Raw genomic sequence first — 16,232 nt, 5'->3', positions numbered from 1 at the left:
AAGAAACATCACTGGAACATGAGGTGGACATGGTGCACCATGAAGCGGCGGGATCTCGCGGGTTCTGGCCCCGGCGGTCTAGGAAGGGATCAGATTACAACGTGATCTGGCGGTTCTGATCCTTGTACAGCAGGTAACGGAAGTTGCTGGGGCCGCCGGCGTAGCAAGCCTGCGGGCAGAATGCGCGCAGTGCCATGTAGTCGCCGGCTTCAACCTCAACCCAGTCGTCGTTCAGGCGGTACACCGCTTTGCCTTCGAGCACATACAGCCCGTGCTCCATCACGTGGGTCTCGGCGAACGGAATCGACGCGCCAGGCTCGAAGGTCACAATGTTCACCCCGAAGTCGTAAGCCAGGTCCTGCGGATCCAGCATGCGGGTGGTGCGCCATTTGCCGTCAGTATCCGGCATGTGGCCCGGCTCGATGTCTTTCTCGTTGCCCACGACCGCCTGCGGAGCCGGAACGTAGTCCAGCGCCTCGTAGCGCTTGCGGATCCAGTGGAAGGTCACGATCTGCGATTCGTTGTTCTTCAGCGACCAGATGGCGTTCGGCGGAACAAAGGCGAAACCGCCCTCATCCAGCACGTGCTCTTCACCGTCGAGGGTCAGCGTCAGCGCACCGCCGACGACAAACAGGAAGCTGGATACCCCGGCCTGAGGTTCCGGCTTGGCGGCCCCGCCGCCCGGAGCGATCTCCACGATCACCTGGGAGAAGGTGGTGGGACCACCGGCTACCGGGCGGTTGAGCACCCAGGCGCGGGTGTCGGTGAACTCGGGGAACACGCTGGTGACGATGTCGCGCAGCACACCCTTGGGGATCACGGTGTAGGCCTCGGTGACAATTGCACGGTCGGTCAGCAGGTCGGTCTGCGGCGGGTGCCCGCCGTAGGTGTTGTAGTACGGGCTCTTCACCTGGGCTGGAACGGTCATGGGAAAATCTCCTAGTTTGCGTGGGAGCGATTCAGCGCGATCGCTTCCAGTTCGGCAAGTGTAATTTGGGCAAGATCGGTGACTTCCTGGGCGGTGACCGCACCGCAGGCGACCCCGCGGTGGATGTAGCGCGCCAGGGCCCGCGCGGTGGCAGGCTCGTCCATGATGGCCGATTCGATCTTGTGCACGTAGTTGCGCAGGCGGGTGCCGGCCGCTTGAAGTCCTTCGCGGAAGAACGCGAAGGTGGCCAGGTAGCGGGTCGCCAGCTGGTTCTCGTGCATGTCCCAGCCCTGGTAGATCCCCCGGGTGAGGTGGCGGTTGACCAGGCGGGCGTGCAGTTCCCAGGCGGCCGCGATGTTCTCCGGGTCCCCGGCCGGGATGATGTTGGTGGAGCCGTCGGAGAGTTCCACTCCGGTGCCGGCCACGGCAACCTGCATCACGTCCTTGGCGAAGTCCGCCACCGGGTGCTCCATGGACTGGTAGCCGGCGGCAACCCCCAGCGAGGCGGAGTAGTCATAGGTGCCGTAGTGCAGCGAGGAGACCCGGCCCTTCCCGGCATGGATCAGGGTAGCCACCGGGTGGGTCCCGTCGGCCGCGATGATCACCTGCGGGGTCTCCACCTGGACCTCGAAGCGGATACGCCCGGCTTCCAGGCCGTGGGCTTCTTCCAGCTTTTCGGCCAGGAAAACCATGGCGCGGACCTGGTCCACGGTGGTGACCTTGGGCAGCGTCAGGCGCAGCCCCTCGGGCAGGCCGCCGTTGGCTAGAAGCCGCGAGACGAACAGGTCCAGGGTGCGGATGCCGCGGGCCCGGGTGGGGGCTTCGAAGCACTTGAAGCGGATTCCGATATAAGCCGGGGCCTTGCCGGCGGCTACGGCGGCGGATACCGAGTCGGCCGCGGCCACTGCGGCCGCATCCTCTTCGGCATCCGACCGGTTGCCGTAGCCGTCTTCAAAGTCCAGACGCAGATCTTCGATGGGTTCGCTCGCCAATTTTGCGGCAACCAGCTCGCCCAAGCGCTGCGGCTCGGCCAGGTTCAGCTTGGCGGCCAGCTTGGCCAGGCCCGCGGCATTGCCGGCGGCGGCCAGGGCATTGGCGCCCCAGGCCTCCGGCAGGCCGACGGTGAACTTGTCCCCCGGCACGTACACGGTGTGCACGGGCTGGCGGGCGCCGGTCTCCCCCGGGTAGGCGGATTCCAGCAGCTGGTCGGTAGCGGCCAGTTTGGCTTCTACCGCGGCGAGCGTTGACTCATCGAAGACGTTGCTCATGGCTTGGTCACGTATTCCTTTTCCAGTAGTTCGTAGGCGCCGGTGGTGAGGAAGTCTGCGAAGTCCTCGTCACGGCCGGACACCAGGGTGCCGATCAGTTTGGCGGCTGGCTCGTAGTAGGTGGCGAAACGCTGGGCGTCGTTGATCTCGCCGCGCAGCTTCTCCACCTCTTCGGCCAGGATTCCGGCAACCAGTTCCGCGGTGATGGTGTTGCCGGTGTCGGCGGCAACCACCTTGTTGCGGATCTGCTGCCAGATCTGCGAGCGGGAGATTTCAGCGGTGGCGGCATCTTCCATCAGGTTGTGGATGGCCACGGCGCCGTTGCCCGAAAGCCACACGGCGGTGTAGGCCACGGCCACGTAGAGGTTCAGACGCACACCGGCCTCGGTGACCGAACCCGGTGCGCTGGCCACGTCCAGCAGCTGGGCTGCGGTGACCTCAACCTCTGGGCGCTGCTTGTCCAGCTGGTTGGGCTTGCGCCCCAGCACCGAGTCGAAGACCTCCATGCAGGTGCTCACCAGATCCGGGTGGGCAACCCAGGAGCCGTCGAATCCGTCATTCGCCTCGCGGGTCTTGTCTGCGCGCACCTTCTCAAAGGCGGCGGCGGTGACTTCTGGTTCGCGGCGGTTCGGGATGAAGGCGGCCATGCCGCCCATGGCGAAGGCCCCGCGCTTGTGGCAGGTCTTCACCAGCAGCTCGGTGTAGGCGCGCATCATCGGCGCGGTCATCGCCACGTCGGCGCGGTCCGGCATGATGAATGCGTCCCCGGCCTCGCGGAAGGTCTTGATGATGGAGAACAGGTAGTCCCAGCGTCCGGCGTTCAGCCCCGAGACGTGGTCGCGCAGTTCGTAGAGGAACTCGTCCATCTGGAAGGCGGCCGGAATGGTCTCGATGAGCATGGTGGCGCGCACCGTGCCGTACGGGATTCCCAGCTCTGCCTGGGCGAAGGTGAAGACCTCGTTCCACAGGCGCACCTCCAGGTAGTGCTCCATCTTGGGCAGGTAGTAGAACGGACCCTGTCCGGATTCGGTGAGCACCTTCGCGTTGTGGAAGAAGTGCAGGCCGAAGTCCACCAGCGCGCCGACACCCGGCTTGCCGTCAATCAGCACGTTGTTCTCCGGCAGGTGCCAGCCGCGCGGGCGGACCACCACGGTGGCCAGCGGCGCATCGGTGCGCAGGGCATAGGACTTGCCGGTGTTCGCGTCGGTGAAGGCCAGCTCGCCGCGGGCGGCGTCGGAGAGGTTCTTCACCGCGTCGATCACGTTGTTCCAGCTCGGGGTGGAGGCGTCCTCGAGGTCCGCCAGCCATACCTTGGCGCCGGAGTTCAGCGCGTTGATGGCCATCTTGGCCGGGGTGGCCGGGCCGGTGATTTCCACGCGGCGGTCCTGCAGTGCCGCAGGTGCCTGCGCGACCTTCCAGTCGCCGTTGCGGACCTCTTCGGTGGCCGGGTCGAAATCGATGCTCTTGGAATCCGAGAACTGCTGGCGGCGTACGTCGCGGGCGGCCAGCAGCTCGTCGCGGGTGCCGGCGAACTTCTGGTGCAGCTTCTGGATGAATGCCAGCGCGTCATCCGAGAGGATCTGCGCGGCGCCGTCGAATTCCGGAATGCGGGATAGTGAAATACTCATGTGGGTTGCTCCTTAACCTCTATGCTCTGTTCCAGTGATGTGGCCCCAAGGTGCCGGGGCCGGGGGTGACTAGCCCCGATAGGTGCTTAGTTCTTTTTCGCGGCGAGTTCCACGGCGACCGCCACGTCGGTTGCGACCTGTGGGTCGAACACCGAAGGAATGATGAAGCCTGGGTTCAGCTCATCGTCGCTTACCCGGGCGGAGATCGCGTCGGCAGCTGCAAGCAGCATCTCATCGGTGATCTCAGAGACGCCGGCATCCAGCAGGCCGCGGAAGAAGCCCGGGAAGGCCAGGACGTTGTTGATCTGGTTCGGGAAGTCACTGCGCCCGGTGGCAACCACCGCGGCGTGACGACCTGCAACCTCCGGGTCCACCTCTGGATCCGGGTTGGCCATGGCGAAAACGATCGCGCGCTCGTTCATTGCGGCGATATCCGCTTCGTCCAGGACATTCGGGGCGGATACGCCGATGAACACATCCGCATTAACAACGGCTTGCTTCAGCGATCCGGAGAAGTTCTCGGGGTTGGTGTTCTGCGCCAGCCACACCCGGTGCTCGTCGGTGTATTCCTCGTCGCGGGTGATCGCTCCGTTGCGGCCGCAGGCGATGATATTGGTTGCACCGCGTGCCGCCAGCAGCTGGATGATCGCGTTGCCCGCGGCGCCGACGCCGGAGACCACGATACGCACCTCGCCGATGTTCTTCTGGACAACCTTCAGCGCGTTGTCCAGGGCCGCCAGGGTCACGATGGCGGTACCGTGCTGGTCGTCGTGGAAGACCGGGATGTCCAGTTCTTCACGCAGGCGGGCTTCGATTTCAAAACAGCGCGGGGCGGCGATGTCTTCCAGGTTCACCCCGCCGTACACCGGTGCGAGCGCCTTGACGATCTTCACGATCTCATCGGTGTCCTGGGTATCCAGGCAGACCGGCCAGGCGTCGACATCTGCGAACTGCTTGAAGAGGGCGGCCTTGCCTTCCATCACCGGCAGCGCGGCGGCCGGGCCGATGTTGCCCAGGCCCAGCACGGCCGAACCGTCGGTGACCACGGCAATGGTATTGCGCTTGACCGTCAGGTTGCGGGCATCGGCCGGGTTTTCTGCAATCGCCAGGCAGACGCGGGCTACACCAGGGGTGTAGGCGCGGGACAGGTCGTCGCGGTTGCGCAGCGCGACCTTGGGGACCACCTCGAGCTTGCCTCCCAGGTGCATCAGGAAGGTGCGGTCCGAGACGTTGCGGACGTTGACCCCTTCCAGCTCATTGAGTGCATCTCGAACCAGCTCGCCGTGGGCAACATCCATGGTGTTGCACGAAACGTCGACCACCATGTGGGTGTGGTGCGATTCGGTCACGTCCAGAGCGGTGATATGTGCACCAGCCGAGCCAACCGCCGCAGCCAGTTCGCTGGTGGCGGTGATCGACGCTGGGGTCTGAACGCGAAGCGTCAATGAATATCCCGGGCTAGGTGCTGCCATGAGGTCCTCCTGTAAAAGTTTCCGTATAGTGGATACTAATATCCTCAAAATGAAAACGCAAGGCCACTTTGTGCACTGTGACACAACTTCTTGCATCATTTCTTCTCGCATCATGGAATTCTTGCTGGCCATGGGGCTATTCTTAGAGAAAAGATTTCGTATCGCAGAAGTTAACTACCAACTACTTCCACGATTCAGAGGCATCAAGGAGTCGTATATGACGCAGACAACCAGCAAGTCGACCACCGGCGGCGTCCAGTCCGTCGAACGCGCCTTTGAACTACTGGAAGTTATTGCCCGGGCCGGCGGAGAAGCGGCCTTGAGCGAGTTGGCTGCCGACACCCCCTTGCCCCTGCCAACCATTCACCGGCTTTTGCGCACCCTGGTTGGCGTCGGCTATGTCCGCCAGCTGCCCAACCGCCGCTACTCGCTGGGCCCCCGCTTGATCCGCCTGGGCGAGGTTGCCAACCGCCAGCTGGGCGCCCTGGCCTCACCGGTACTCAAGGACTTGGTGGCCAAGCTGGGTGAATCGGCGAACATCGCCGTGCTGGATGGCGATATGGTCACCTACATTGCCCAGGTGCAGTCCCCGCACTCCATGCGCATGATCACCGAGGTAGGGCGCCGCGCCATGCTGCACAACTCGGGTGTCGGCAAGGCAGTGTTGTCCGTGCTTGACGACGAACGTGTCCAACGGCTGGTCGCGCAGGCCGGAATGCCCCCGAAAACCGCGAACACCATCACCACCCTGGGCAAGCTTTTTACCGATGTCGAGGCCACCCGCGAACGCGGCTACGCCATTGACGAGGAAGAGCAGGAATTGGGTGTGCGTTGCATCGCCGTGCCGGTTCCCGGTGCACCTACCCCCATGGCGATTTCTGTGTCCGGTCCGGTCACCCGTGTCGATGAAACCTTCATCGGGCACGCAGTTCCAGAGTTGCAGGAGGCCGCGCGCGAGCTGGGCCGCCAGCTGGTTGCCGCCGCAGACTAGTGGCGCCCGCCCGCACAATGAGCGCCCGGTTCCAACAAATCTGCAATTGTGAGATCACTAGTTTGTAATTGTTGCGTGCGAGAGCTCTGCAAAAATCCCTGTCATCACTGGGATCGAGGGGCCTTGCCTGTAATTGTTGCTCGCGGCTTGTTAAATTGTTGATATGCGACCTATCGAAGTTCCGGATTTTTCGTTCAATAGCCGGCTGGCGCAAGTTGTCATCGCGCACGAGCGTCTTCGTGGAGATCCGGGCACAAGCACCACACCGCCACAGGTCTTCGCGCAGCTGAAGCAGCTGTTCCAGCTGATGGCCAGCATCATGAGCGCCCGCATTGAAGGTAACCGAACTTCAATTGTTGAAATCGTCGAAGGCGCCCAAGACAACGTGGCCAAAGCACGCGAAAAAAATCCGCAACCCACTCCGATGGTGTCAAAGAAATCATTCTCCTGGAGGAAGCTTCCGAGTTCATTGACAAGCACGTGCGCCCGGGAGACCCCATTACACACGCCCTAGTTCGCGAACTCCACAAGATTGCAGTGAGCGGCCTCGAACGCGAAGGCGACAAAACTCCTGGGGCGTACCGCACAAACGATGTCCAGATCAAGGGGTCCAGCCACAGACCACCGTCCTTCGTATCTGTCCAAGCCGATATGCAAGAACTGCTGGATTTCGTCAACCAGGACATGGACCGTTCCTTCGATCTGCTAAAAGTAGCAATTGCGCACCATCGATTCGTTTGGATCCATCCGTTCGGGAACGGAAATGGCCGCACCTGTCGATTAATTACCTACGCAATCATGGTCAGCCAAGGATTTACGGCAACCACTGGGTACCGAGCAATCGATCCAACCGCAGTGTTCGGAGCTGATCGTATTTCGTACTATGCGCACCTTGAAGCTGCAGACTCACTGGAACCGGCGGACCTCATTCAATGGTGTACATATCTCCTCGAAGGGATGCTGCTAGATCTCAAGAAGCTGGAGCGTCTGGGCGACCATAGATTTGTTATCAATGACTTGCTCATCCCTTCACTCAAAAGAGCACACACCGCAGGGATGATTGGAGCAGAAGTACTGTCTGTCCTTGAAGTTTTTGCTCACAAAACTGTCGTAAGAGCCTCCGACCTCGCAGAAGCATTCGACGGGACTTCTGTCGCTCGGAGTCAGCTAATCCGGCGTCTTATCGATCATCAACTGATTGAACCGATAGCCGACGGAAAACGTAGCTACCGCCTCGTATTGTCGCCCGGCCCCTTAACCACTTTTGTCTTGCGGCAACTGGATGAGCTCGGATTCCTGCCACAGATTTTGCGTGACGATCTCTAAAATCCATGATCCGCATCAAGTTCTTGTAATTGTGAGATCGCTAGTTTGTAATTGTTGGGCGCGAGCGTTCTGTGAAAATCCCCGTCATCACTGGAATCGAGGGGCCTTGTCTGTAATTGTTGTTCGCGGCGAATGTAAATGTTGAAATTATCCGGCCAAGATTTCAGTTCCCCGCGAGCGCTCTTTGCATCGGCTACTGGGCGAACTGTGTTTCGTACAGCTGGGTGTAGCGTCCACCCAGTTCAAGCAGCTGGGTGTGGGTTCCACGTTCAATGATTCGCCCTGCTTCCACCACCAGGATCTGGTCCGCCGAACGGATGGTGGACAAACGGTGGGCGATCACCAACGCGGTGCGCTGTTCCAACGCCTCACTCAGCGCGGCCTGAACCGCCGCCTCGTTCGCCGAGTCCAGGGACGCGGTCGCCTCATCCAAAATCACCACCTGCGGGGCAGCCAGCAACAACCGCGCAATGGTCATACGCTGGCGCTCTCCGCCGGAGAGCCGGTACCCGCGTTCACCCACCACGGTATCCAGGCCATCTGGCAGGCTGCGGATGACCTCGCCCAACCGAGAGCGTTCCAAGGCTTCCCACAGCTGCGCTTCGGTAGCCTCTGGCCTGGCCAGCAGGAGATTCGTACGGATCGTCTCATGGAAGAGGTGCCCGTCCTGGGTCACCATGGACACGGTGCCGCGCAAGGAATCCAACTTGAGTTGGCGGATATCCACCCCGGCCAGTTCTACACTTCCGGAATCCACATCGTAGAGCCGGGCCAACAGCGAGGCGATCGTGGATTTGCCCGCGCCTGACGAGCCGACCAGGGCGACGGTATGCCCGGCCGGGATCGTGAAATCAATATCATGCAAAACGTCTTGGCCGCCGCGGGTGTCCAGAATCGAGACCTCTTCCAGGGACGCCAGCGAGACCTTATCCGCACTTGGATAGGCGAAATCCACGTGGCGGAAGCGTACATCCACCGCGCCGGCGGCTAAGGCTTGGGCGTCGGGCACATCGGTGATCAGGGGTTTGAGATCCAGGATCTCAAAAACCCGGTCAAAACTGACCAACGCGCTGGTGATCTCAACCCGGGCGTTAGCCAAGGCGGTCAGTGGCGCGTAGAGGCGGGCAAGCAGCATACCGAGCACCACCACATCACCGGCTGCCAGATCACCGCGCACCGCATACATTCCGCCCACCCCGTACACCAGGGACAGCGCCAGGGCCGCGACCAGGGTGAGGGCGGCGACAAAGTAGAACTGGCGCATGGTCATCTTCACGCCAATATCCCGCACCCGGCCAGCACGCAACGCAAACTGGGCCGATTCATCCTGCGGGCGGCCAAATAATTTGATCAAGGTCGCGCCCGGGGCCGAGAAACGTTCGGTCATCTGGTTTCCCATGGCGGCGTTCAGATCCGCTGATTCCCTGCGCAGCAAGGCCACCGATTTTCCGAAGTGCCGTGCCGGGAGCAGGAAGATCGGCAGCAGTACCAGCGCGAGCGCCGTGACCTGCCATGAGGTGGTGAACATGACCGCGGCGGTGAGCACCAAGGCCACGGTGTTCGCCACCAGGCCTGAGAGGGTTCCGGCAAAAGCCGACTGCGCGCCAATCACGTCGTTATTCAACCTGCTGACCAGCGCACCGGTGCGTGTCCGCGCGAAAAACGCCACCGGCATTTTCTGCACATGATCAAAAACTGCCGTCCGCAGGTCGTAGATGATCCCCTCCCCCAGCCGGGAGGAAAACCAGCGCACGGCCACGGAAATGATGGTGTCCAGCACTGCCACCAACGCCATCAGCAACGCCAGGTTGATGATCAAAGACAGCCCGCTGCGCGCAACCACCTCATCCACCACACGTCCGGCCAATACCGGGGTGATCACGGCGAGCACCGCCGAACAGATCGAAAGGATCACAAAAATGACCAACCGGCTTTTATAACCGGCGGCGAAGCTCAGAACGCGTCGCGGAGTGCCCAAAGCGTAGGCTTTGCCTTTGTCTTCCGACATTCTCCACAGTGCATTCCATGCGGTGTGTTCCATGCTCATGAGTGTCTGCTCTCGATCCTGCTCGGGGAATCGTTGGGGGTACCAGCACCTATCTTCCCGGGCGGGCGGCCTCGCATCTACCTAGGGCAAGCTTACGTCCGCGCTCCCAACCGGGAAACCGGTCTGCTCAAACGCTCTTGAAACCACCGCTGCGGCAAGCGTGCTTCCTGAACCTGAAAACACCATGAGGCCACTGGCCGCCAGCCGTCCATAGCCGGTCGCCGGGTAAAAATCATCACGATGTGGCCAGCGACTCCTCGCCGCGTATGCGGTGCGTCATCTGGCCATGCACCACCGCGAATACGTCGAAATACGTCGCTTCCAAGATGTCCCCCAAAGACCGCACATGACGGGTTGCGACCACTTAAGAAGAGCAGTGTCACAGCAAATATGCAGGTCGAACCCGAATTTATACGGTTGAGTCATTGATCGCGCCGGGCAGCTTCCGGCCCCGCCGAACGAATCAGGAGAGTACGCCATGACCGCACCAGCCATTTCACCTACTGCGTCCGCAAACGAAATTGCCGGCTTGCGCGAAGAATTCGGATCGGTCTTTCAACGCATCGCGGCCGGCGCGCTGGAACGCGAAGAAACACGAACCCTTCCACGCGAGCAGGTTCAACTGCTCAAGGACACCGGGTTCACTTCCTTGCGGGTTCCCGTGGACTTTGGCGGGCGCGGTGTTCGCCTAGAAGTTTTCCTGCAGCTCTATTTTGGAGCTGGCGACGGCTGACTCGAATGTCGCCCACTTGCTGCGCGGGCACATCGCACATGTTGAACACCTGCTGCTTCGCCCACAGAGCGCACACCGCGAGAAGTGGCTGCACCGAATCGGCGCCGGGGATATTGTCGGCAACGCGGCGTCTGAACGTACCGAACTGACCGAAATCACCACCGTGCTGGAAGAAAACAACGGCACGTTGAGTGTCTCGGGCACCAAGTACTACACCACCGGAAGCCTCTACGCCGACTGGATCTCGCTCAGCGCCCTGCACGGTGAGCAACGGGTCAATCTGCTTGTTTCGGCCTCCGACCCGGGTGTTTCAATTCGAGATGACTGGGACGGGTTCGGACAACAACTCACCGCGTCAGGCAGCTTGACCCTGGAAGGGGTCCTAGTCGACGCCGCGGACGTGCAGGTTTTTGAACTTTCGGATCCGCACACGGCTTTCCGTGCTGCCTTGTTCCAGGGAATCCTCCTGTTTGTTGCCGCCGGAATCGCACAGAACGCAGTCGATGATGCGGTGGCTTTTATCAAACCTCGACGGCGGACTTTCGCGGTTTTCGGTGAAACGATCCCCGCCGAACAAGAGATTGTCCAGACCACCCTTGGCGAATCGGCGGCTAAAGCCTATTCCGCCGCCTCGATTGTGCTGCACCTGGCCGGCGAGTTTGAACGCTACACCTCATCGCAGGGAGCTGCCCTCAGTGCCGAAGCCTTGGCGCTGGATACCTTCAAAGCCCAGCAGGTGGTGTTGAAACTTGCCACAGACACCGCCACCGAAATTTTCGAGGTCGGCGGAGCCTCCGCGACCAGCCTCTCGCGTCGCCTCGACCGGCATTGGCGCAATGCCCGGACCGTCGCAAGCCATAACCCCGCCAAATACCGTGCACGCCTGATCGGAGAGCAACTGCTGACCGGCAATTTCAGCCTCTATTCAACCCGCCCATAACCCACCGGACTCGTATCCGATTCCATCATCTTCACCGCTACCAACCTCAAGGAACACCGATGACACTCGCATCAACTCGCACCGCCCGACGTTTCGCTCCGCTTGCACTTCTAGCCGTTTCCGGCCTGCTTTTCACCGGTTGCGCATCGAGTTCCGAAGCCGCCGACGAAGGACTGAAACAGATCACCATAGGAACTGGCGAGCTTTCCCCCGTCAACGACGCAATTTCGGCGGTAGCCAAGGACCATGGGGTTCAAATTGAGTGGCAGTCCTTCTCCGATTGGACGCTGCCTAATCAGGCACTGGCGAACTCCGAAACCGACGTGAATGCGTTTCAGCACCTGGCATTCCTATCTGCCTACAACGTCGCCGAGGATCAAAACATCACACCAGTGGGCTCGACTCTGATCACCACGTGGGGAATCTACTCGGATAAACATGATTCGATCGAGTCGATCGGGCAGGACGCAACGATCGCAATTCCCAACGACCCTTCCAACGGAGCCCGCACGCTATTCCTGCTCGAATCCGCCGGCCTGATTGAGTTGGCGGACAACATCGGGGTGTACCCAACGGTGGATGACATCACCTCAAACCCCAAGAATCTGAAGTTCAACGCGGTGGTTGCGCAGCAACTGGTGAACGTCTACCCGGATGTCGACGCGATTGTGGTTGGCGCGGCAACGATTGACCAGGCGAAGTCGATTCCGCGCGACCAGGCGCTGGCCTTGGACGATCCGAATGCAGAATCCTCACGCCCCTACGTCAACGTGGTTGCGGTGCGCGGCGAGGATGCCGATTCCCAGGATTACGCCGAGCTTTCAAGTTTCTGGCAGGATCAGCGGGTCAAAGACGCTGTAGCCGAGGAGTCCAAGGGCAACACCGTGATTGTGGATGTCCCAACGGACGAACTTCGTGCAACTCTTGCGGACCTTGAGGAGCTGGCTCGTGACCTCGAGCAGTAGAACCCTGCAGGTTGATGCGGCGCAGCAGGTTTCTTCCGCCACGCAGGAAATGATCCGCTTTGATCAGGTGTCGAAGATTTTCAGTTCTCGGGGCGAGCACGTCACCGCGCTGCGGGATGTCACCTTGAGTGTTGCTCGCGGCGACATCTTCGGTGTGGTGGGTTATTCGGGGGCTGGCAAGTCGACACTGCTGCGCACCATCAACGGCCTGGAGCAACCGACAACTGGCACCGTGACGGTGGACGGCCAGGTGATTTCCGAGCTGAACGGCAAAAACCTGAGCCGAATCCGTCAACGGATCGGCATGATCTTCCAGCAGTTCAATCTGTTGCTCTCCCGAAACATCTTCCAGAACGTCGCCTACCCGCTGCGTTTGGCAGGGGTTTCCAAGGCGGAGACGGCACAGCGGGTCACCGAATTGCTGGAGTTCGTGGGGCTGGCAGACAAGGCGAAGGCATATCCGGAACAGCTTTCGGGCGGTCAGAAACAGCGTGTGGGAATTGCGCGAGCACTTGCCAATCGTCCCTCCGTGCTGATCTGCGACGAGGCAACCAGCGCGCTAGATCCGCAAACAACCTCCGAGGTACTCGCCCTGCTTCAACGGGTGAACCGGGAATACGAAATCACCATCTTGCTGATCACCCATGAGATGGATGTCATTCGCAAGATCTGCAACAAGGTCGCGGTGATGGAAGGCGGCGCGGTCGTGGAACACGGAAGCGTGTACGACGTGTTCTCCGGTCCTGCCGCCCCGGTCTCGCAACGTTTTGTTTCCTCGGTACTAGACCATCATCCAGGAGCAGAAGCCATCAACCACATCCGCAAGGTACACCGGGGTCAACTGGTGCAGATCGAAGTCAAGGACCGGGACACCTCCGACCCGTTCCTTTCACGCATCGCCCGCACCCGCAACGTGGATTTTAATATCGTTTACGGTGGCGTAAATGAGCTTCAATCACGGATTTTCGGCTCGCTCACCGTCGAGTTCTTAGGGCAACCGCAAGACATCGAGTTGGCAATCGCCGACCTCGCACAGATTGCCGAAACTCGAAAGGTTAGTTGACATGGGAAACACCGATTGGAGCCTGCTCTGGCCCAAGATTTTCACCGCGCTCTTGCAGACCCTGCAGATGGTGAGCATCGCAATGATCCTGGCTTCGATTTTCGGCCTGCTGCTTGGCCTCGTGCTCTACAGCACCAGGCCCGGGCACATTCTGGCCAATCGTTTCGTTTTTGTCGTGTTAAACGCACTGATCAACATCATCCGCCCCATTCCGTTCATCATTTTTATCGTGGCCATCGGCCCGCTGACCCGCGCGGTCATCGGCACCACCATCGGCACCGAGGCAGCGATTTTTGCACTGACCATTGTGGCCTCGCTGAGCATCGCGCGCATTGTGGAAAACAATTTGGTTGCGGTCGACCCTGGAGTGATCGAGGCAGGGCGAGCCATGGGTGCACGGCCGTTGCGAATCCTTTTCACCATTGTGGTGCCCGAGGGACTCGGTGCGTTGATCTTGGGATTGACCTACATGATGGTTGCCCTCATCGATGCAACAGCGGTTGCCGGCATTGTCGGTGGAGGCGGTTTGGGAGATCTGGCAATGGTCTACGGCTATCAACGTTTTGATTCCACCGTAATGCTGGTGATCATCATCTTCCTGATTGCGTTGGTCCAGCTCGCGCAGTTTGGCGGCAATGCCCTGTCCCGCAAGATCCTTCGAAGGGGATAACCTCATGCCAACCGAGAAGAAGCAGCTGATCGTCAACCTGTTCGAGATGGCCTGTGTCAGCCATATTACCCATGGCTTGTGGGTGTTGGAGGGCAACAATCGCCACCGAACCGCAGAGTTGGACTACTGGCTTGAACTGGCACAGGTCAGTGAGGATGCCGGATTCGACGCGATTTTTCTTGCCGATGTCATCGGGGCCTACGACGACTTTCGCGACGGGCCGGAGACTGCGCTTCGTGAAGGACTGCAGATCCCCAATCTTGACCCGCTGAGCGTGATCCCTGCGATGGCCGCGGTGAGCCGCAATGTGGGCTTCGGAGCAACCTATTCAACAAGTTATGAACCACCATTTGCCTTCGCACGCAGAGCCGCGACGCTTGACCATCTAACCAATGGGCGGTTCGGGTGGAATATCGTGACCTCTTATCTGTCAAACGCCGCCCGCAACTTTGGGCTGGCCGAACAGATCGAGCACGACACCCGTTATCGGATTGCCGACGAGTATCTTGAGGTGCTCTACAAACTCTGGGAGGGCTCGTGGGACGATGATGCGGTGCTCAATGACCGGGAACACGGTGTGTATTCGGACCCGGACAAGGTCCGCTACATTAATCATCACGGCGAGCACTTCCAGGTGGCCGGCCCTCACCTGGTGGCACCCAGCAGGCAGCGAACCCCCGTATTGTTCCAGGCAACTGGCTCTGCGGCCGGCATCGAGTTCGCCGGGCGACATGCCGAAGTCGTGTTCACGGGCGGTCGCACCGCGGCCGACTACCGAGCGAATTCGGGCAAAATCCTTGCGGCGGCCGCACAGGAAGGGCGCGGAACGCAGGCAATCAAATGCATTGTCCAGGCCGGGGTCATCGTGGGGCGGACGGAAGAAGAGGCACAGCGCAAGTGGGATCTCTACCGCTCCCGGACCTCCGTAGACGGCATCATGGCCCATGGCGGTTTTGCGATCGACCCGACGGCCTACTCCCCCGATACTACGGTGCATGAGATTCTTGCACGCGAAGGAAAACTTGATTCTCCGTTGGCATCCAGCACTCCGCCGGGGACAACGGCAGAAGCGTTGCTGGATCAACTGCGCGCCGGGCGCCAGGAACGCTACTTTGTGGTGGGCACACCAAAAGTTGTCTGCGATGAAATCGAGCGCTGGCTTGATGCGGACGGGGTGGATGGCATCAACCTGCGCCAGTACCATTCGTTCGGCACAGCGCGCGACTTCGGTGAACTGGTGGTTCCGGAGCTGCGTCGACGCGGACGCATACCGCAGGGTTACACCGCGGGTGAAACGCTGCGCGAACGGATCTTCGGCGCCGGGAATTCACGGCTTCCGCAGACCCATCGCGCAGCACGCTACCGGCTGGGTGCAAACCTCGGTTCGTTGCAACCCTCCGGCTAGATTGCGCTCCAGCCGGTGTCCGAAGCCAACACCGCACCGTTCACGTTGGTGCCGTCGTCGCTGAGCAGGAAGGTAATCGAGGCGGCCAACTGCGCGGCGGTGGCGACACCCGGAACCAGGGTTCCCATCAGCGGCCCGATGGCCTGCTGCGCGAACACGGAATCCATGGGCGCCTCGATGTTGGTCTGCACGGCACCCGGAGCCACGGCGTTGAAGCGCAGACCCTTTTTGCCATACATCACCGCGGAGTTCTTGGTCATCCCGATCACCGCATGTTTCGAGGCGGTGTAGGCAACACCTGCGGCCGAACCGCGCAGGCCCGCTTCGGAGGCCACGTTGACCACCGAGCCGGCCCCGGCCTGGAGCATCAACGGCACGACGGCGCGGGTCAGCCGCAGGATCGAGTTGACGTTCACGTTAAAGACACGTTCCCAGGTGGAGTCCTGGACCTCATGAATTGGCTCGAATTTATCCATGATCCCGGCAACGTTGGCCAAGGCATGAACCGTACCGTTGGCGGCGGCGATGATTTGCGAAACAACAGCCTCGTCGGTGATGTCTCCGGCCACCAGCACAAAACTCAAGGAAGGGTTTTCCGCGACTAGTTCATCCAGTCGCTCAGCGCTCAGGTCAGCGGCGATCACGGTACCGCCCTCCTTGGCCACGCGCAGTGCGGTGGCTTTGCCGATACCGGATCCTGCACCGGTCACGATGACCGTCTTGCCGGCGAAACGCTCGGAGGTGATCTGTTCTTGCCAGGTGTTTTCTGTGCTCATGATGGCTCCCTTGGATCTGT

15 protein-coding genes are annotated in these 16,232 nt (G+C 60.7%); 9 read left to right on the top strand and 6 right to left on the bottom strand.

The features are described from left to right. Window positions 1-94: 94 nt before the first annotated feature. The 4 genes from ACIOWL_RS13970 to ACIOWL_RS13955 all read right to left on the bottom strand — a co-directional run bounded on the left by ACIOWL_RS13970 (window position 95) and on the right by ACIOWL_RS13955 (window position 5,296). Window positions 95-928 (bottom strand): bifunctional allantoicase/(S)-ureidoglycine aminohydrolase, encoded by an 834-nt coding sequence (locus ACIOWL_RS13970; protein ID WP_400386189.1) that lies wholly within the window; start codon window positions 926-928, stop codon window positions 95-97. Between the two features lie 11 nt (window positions 929-939). Further along, window positions 940-2,196: a DUF6986 family protein gene (locus ACIOWL_RS13965; RefSeq protein ID WP_400386186.1), complete on the bottom strand. Its 1,257-nt coding sequence runs from the start codon at window positions 2,194-2,196 to the stop codon at window positions 940-942. Beyond that, complete coding sequence (gene aceB, locus ACIOWL_RS13960) at window positions 2,193-3,824, bottom strand: malate synthase A (RefSeq protein WP_400386183.1); 1,632 nt, start codon at window positions 3,822-3,824, stop codon at window positions 2,193-2,195. Before aceB ends, ACIOWL_RS13965 begins: the two co-directional genes overlap by 4 nt. An 86-nt stretch (window positions 3,825-3,910) precedes the next feature. Next, entirely contained in the window at window positions 3,911-5,296 is a 1,386-nt protein-coding gene (locus ACIOWL_RS13955) for an NAD-dependent malic enzyme (RefSeq protein ID WP_400386180.1), read from the bottom strand. 217 nt (window positions 5,297-5,513) lie between these two features. Here ACIOWL_RS13955 and ACIOWL_RS13950 point away from each other — a divergent pair, with 217 nt between their 5' ends. The 3 genes from ACIOWL_RS13950 (at window position 5,514) to ACIOWL_RS13940 (ending at window position 7,613) form a co-directional block, all read left to right on the top strand. After that, on the top strand, window positions 5,514-6,287 hold the full coding sequence (locus tag ACIOWL_RS13950) for an IclR family transcriptional regulator (protein WP_400386177.1): 774 nt from the start codon (window positions 5,514-5,516) through the stop codon (window positions 6,285-6,287). 163 nt (window positions 6,288-6,450) lie between these two features. Further along, entirely contained in the window at window positions 6,451-6,801 is a 351-nt protein-coding gene (locus ACIOWL_RS13945; protein ID WP_400386174.1) for a hypothetical protein, read from the top strand. Between the two features lie 23 nt (window positions 6,802-6,824). Further along, window positions 6,825-7,613, top strand: coding sequence for a Fic family protein (locus ACIOWL_RS13940; protein WP_400386171.1), 789 nt, complete (start codon window positions 6,825-6,827; stop codon window positions 7,611-7,613). Window positions 7,614-7,806: 193 nt separating this feature from the next. Here ACIOWL_RS13940 and ACIOWL_RS13935 read toward each other — a convergent pair whose 3' ends face one another. Beyond that, window positions 7,807-9,660: an ABC transporter ATP-binding protein gene (locus ACIOWL_RS13935; protein WP_400386168.1), complete on the bottom strand. Its 1,854-nt coding sequence runs from the start codon at window positions 9,658-9,660 to the stop codon at window positions 7,807-7,809. Between the two features lie 478 nt (window positions 9,661-10,138). Between ACIOWL_RS13935 and ACIOWL_RS13930 the strand changes: the two genes are divergently transcribed. Genes ACIOWL_RS13930 through ACIOWL_RS13905 form a run of 6 tightly spaced genes read left to right on the top strand, consistent with a single transcriptional unit; the run spans window position 10,139 to window position 15,436 of the window. Beyond that, a complete protein-coding gene (locus ACIOWL_RS13930) occupies window positions 10,139-10,393 on the top strand; it encodes a hypothetical protein (RefSeq protein ID WP_400386165.1) in 255 nt (84 codons plus the stop codon). 16 nt (window positions 10,394-10,409) lie between these two features. Then, window positions 10,410-11,333 carry an acyl-CoA dehydrogenase family protein gene (locus ACIOWL_RS13925; protein ID WP_400386162.1) on the top strand — a complete coding sequence of 308 codons (924 nt, stop codon included), beginning with the start codon at window positions 10,410-10,412 and terminating at the stop codon, window positions 11,331-11,333. A 59-nt stretch (window positions 11,334-11,392) separates the two neighbouring features. After that, window positions 11,393-12,298, top strand: a complete 906-nt coding sequence (locus ACIOWL_RS13920) for a MetQ/NlpA family ABC transporter substrate-binding protein (protein WP_400386159.1) — start codon at window positions 11,393-11,395, stop codon at window positions 12,296-12,298. Then, entirely contained in the window at window positions 12,282-13,361 is a 1,080-nt protein-coding gene (locus ACIOWL_RS13915; protein ID WP_400386156.1) for a methionine ABC transporter ATP-binding protein, read from the top strand. Before ACIOWL_RS13920 ends, ACIOWL_RS13915 begins: the two co-directional genes overlap by 17 nt. A gap of 1 nt (window position 13,362) precedes the next feature. After that, entirely contained in the window at window positions 13,363-14,031 is a 669-nt protein-coding gene (locus ACIOWL_RS13910; protein ID WP_400386153.1) for a methionine ABC transporter permease, read from the top strand. A 4-nt stretch (window positions 14,032-14,035) separates the two neighbouring features. Further along, window positions 14,036-15,436 (top strand): NtaA/DmoA family FMN-dependent monooxygenase, encoded by a 1,401-nt coding sequence (locus ACIOWL_RS13905; protein WP_400386150.1) that lies wholly within the window; start codon window positions 14,036-14,038, stop codon window positions 15,434-15,436. Here the strand turns inward: ACIOWL_RS13905 and ACIOWL_RS13900 are convergent. Beyond that, window positions 15,433-16,212 carry an SDR family NAD(P)-dependent oxidoreductase gene (locus ACIOWL_RS13900; protein WP_400386147.1) on the bottom strand — a complete coding sequence of 260 codons (780 nt, stop codon included), beginning with the start codon at window positions 16,210-16,212 and terminating at the stop codon, window positions 15,433-15,435. The genes ACIOWL_RS13905 and ACIOWL_RS13900 overlap by 4 nt on opposite strands. Between the last annotated feature and the right edge of the window lie 20 nt (window positions 16,213-16,232).

The organism is Glutamicibacter sp. NPDC087344 (assembly GCF_044744225.1).
GTDB lineage: Bacteria > Actinomycetota > Actinomycetes > Actinomycetales > Micrococcaceae > Glutamicibacter.
This window is presented reverse-complemented; position numbering and strand designations above follow the sequence as displayed.

Excerpts from the sequence above, each read along its gene's own strand:
- ACIOWL_RS13970 (WP_400386189.1), bottom strand. The coding sequence starts at position 928 with ATGACCGTTCCAGCCCAGGTGAAGAGCCCGTACTACAACACCTACGGC.
- ACIOWL_RS13965 (WP_400386186.1), bottom strand. The coding sequence starts at position 2,196 with ATGAGCAACGTCTTCGATGAGTCAACGCTCGCCGCGGTAGAAGCCAAA.
- aceB (WP_400386183.1), bottom strand. The coding sequence starts at position 3,824 with ATGAGTATTTCACTATCCCGCATTCCGGAATTCGACGGCGCCGCGCAG.
- ACIOWL_RS13955 (WP_400386180.1), bottom strand. The coding sequence starts at position 5,296 with ATGGCAGCACCTAGCCCGGGATATTCATTGACGCTTCGCGTTCAGACC.
- ACIOWL_RS13950 (WP_400386177.1), top strand. The coding sequence starts at position 5,514 with ATGACGCAGACAACCAGCAAGTCGACCACCGGCGGCGTCCAGTCCGTC.
- ACIOWL_RS13945 (WP_400386174.1), top strand. The coding sequence starts at position 6,451 with ATGCGACCTATCGAAGTTCCGGATTTTTCGTTCAATAGCCGGCTGGCG.
- ACIOWL_RS13935 (WP_400386168.1), bottom strand. The coding sequence starts at position 9,660 with ATGAGCATGGAACACACCGCATGGAATGCACTGTGGAGAATGTCGGAA.
- ACIOWL_RS13930 (WP_400386165.1), top strand. The coding sequence starts at position 10,139 with ATGACCGCACCAGCCATTTCACCTACTGCGTCCGCAAACGAAATTGCC.
- ACIOWL_RS13920 (WP_400386159.1), top strand. The coding sequence starts at position 11,393 with ATGACACTCGCATCAACTCGCACCGCCCGACGTTTCGCTCCGCTTGCA.
- ACIOWL_RS13910 (WP_400386153.1), top strand. The coding sequence starts at position 13,363 with ATGGGAAACACCGATTGGAGCCTGCTCTGGCCCAAGATTTTCACCGCG.
- ACIOWL_RS13905 (WP_400386150.1), top strand. The coding sequence starts at position 14,036 with ATGCCAACCGAGAAGAAGCAGCTGATCGTCAACCTGTTCGAGATGGCC.
- ACIOWL_RS13900 (WP_400386147.1), bottom strand. The coding sequence starts at position 16,212 with ATGAGCACAGAAAACACCTGGCAAGAACAGATCACCTCCGAGCGTTTC.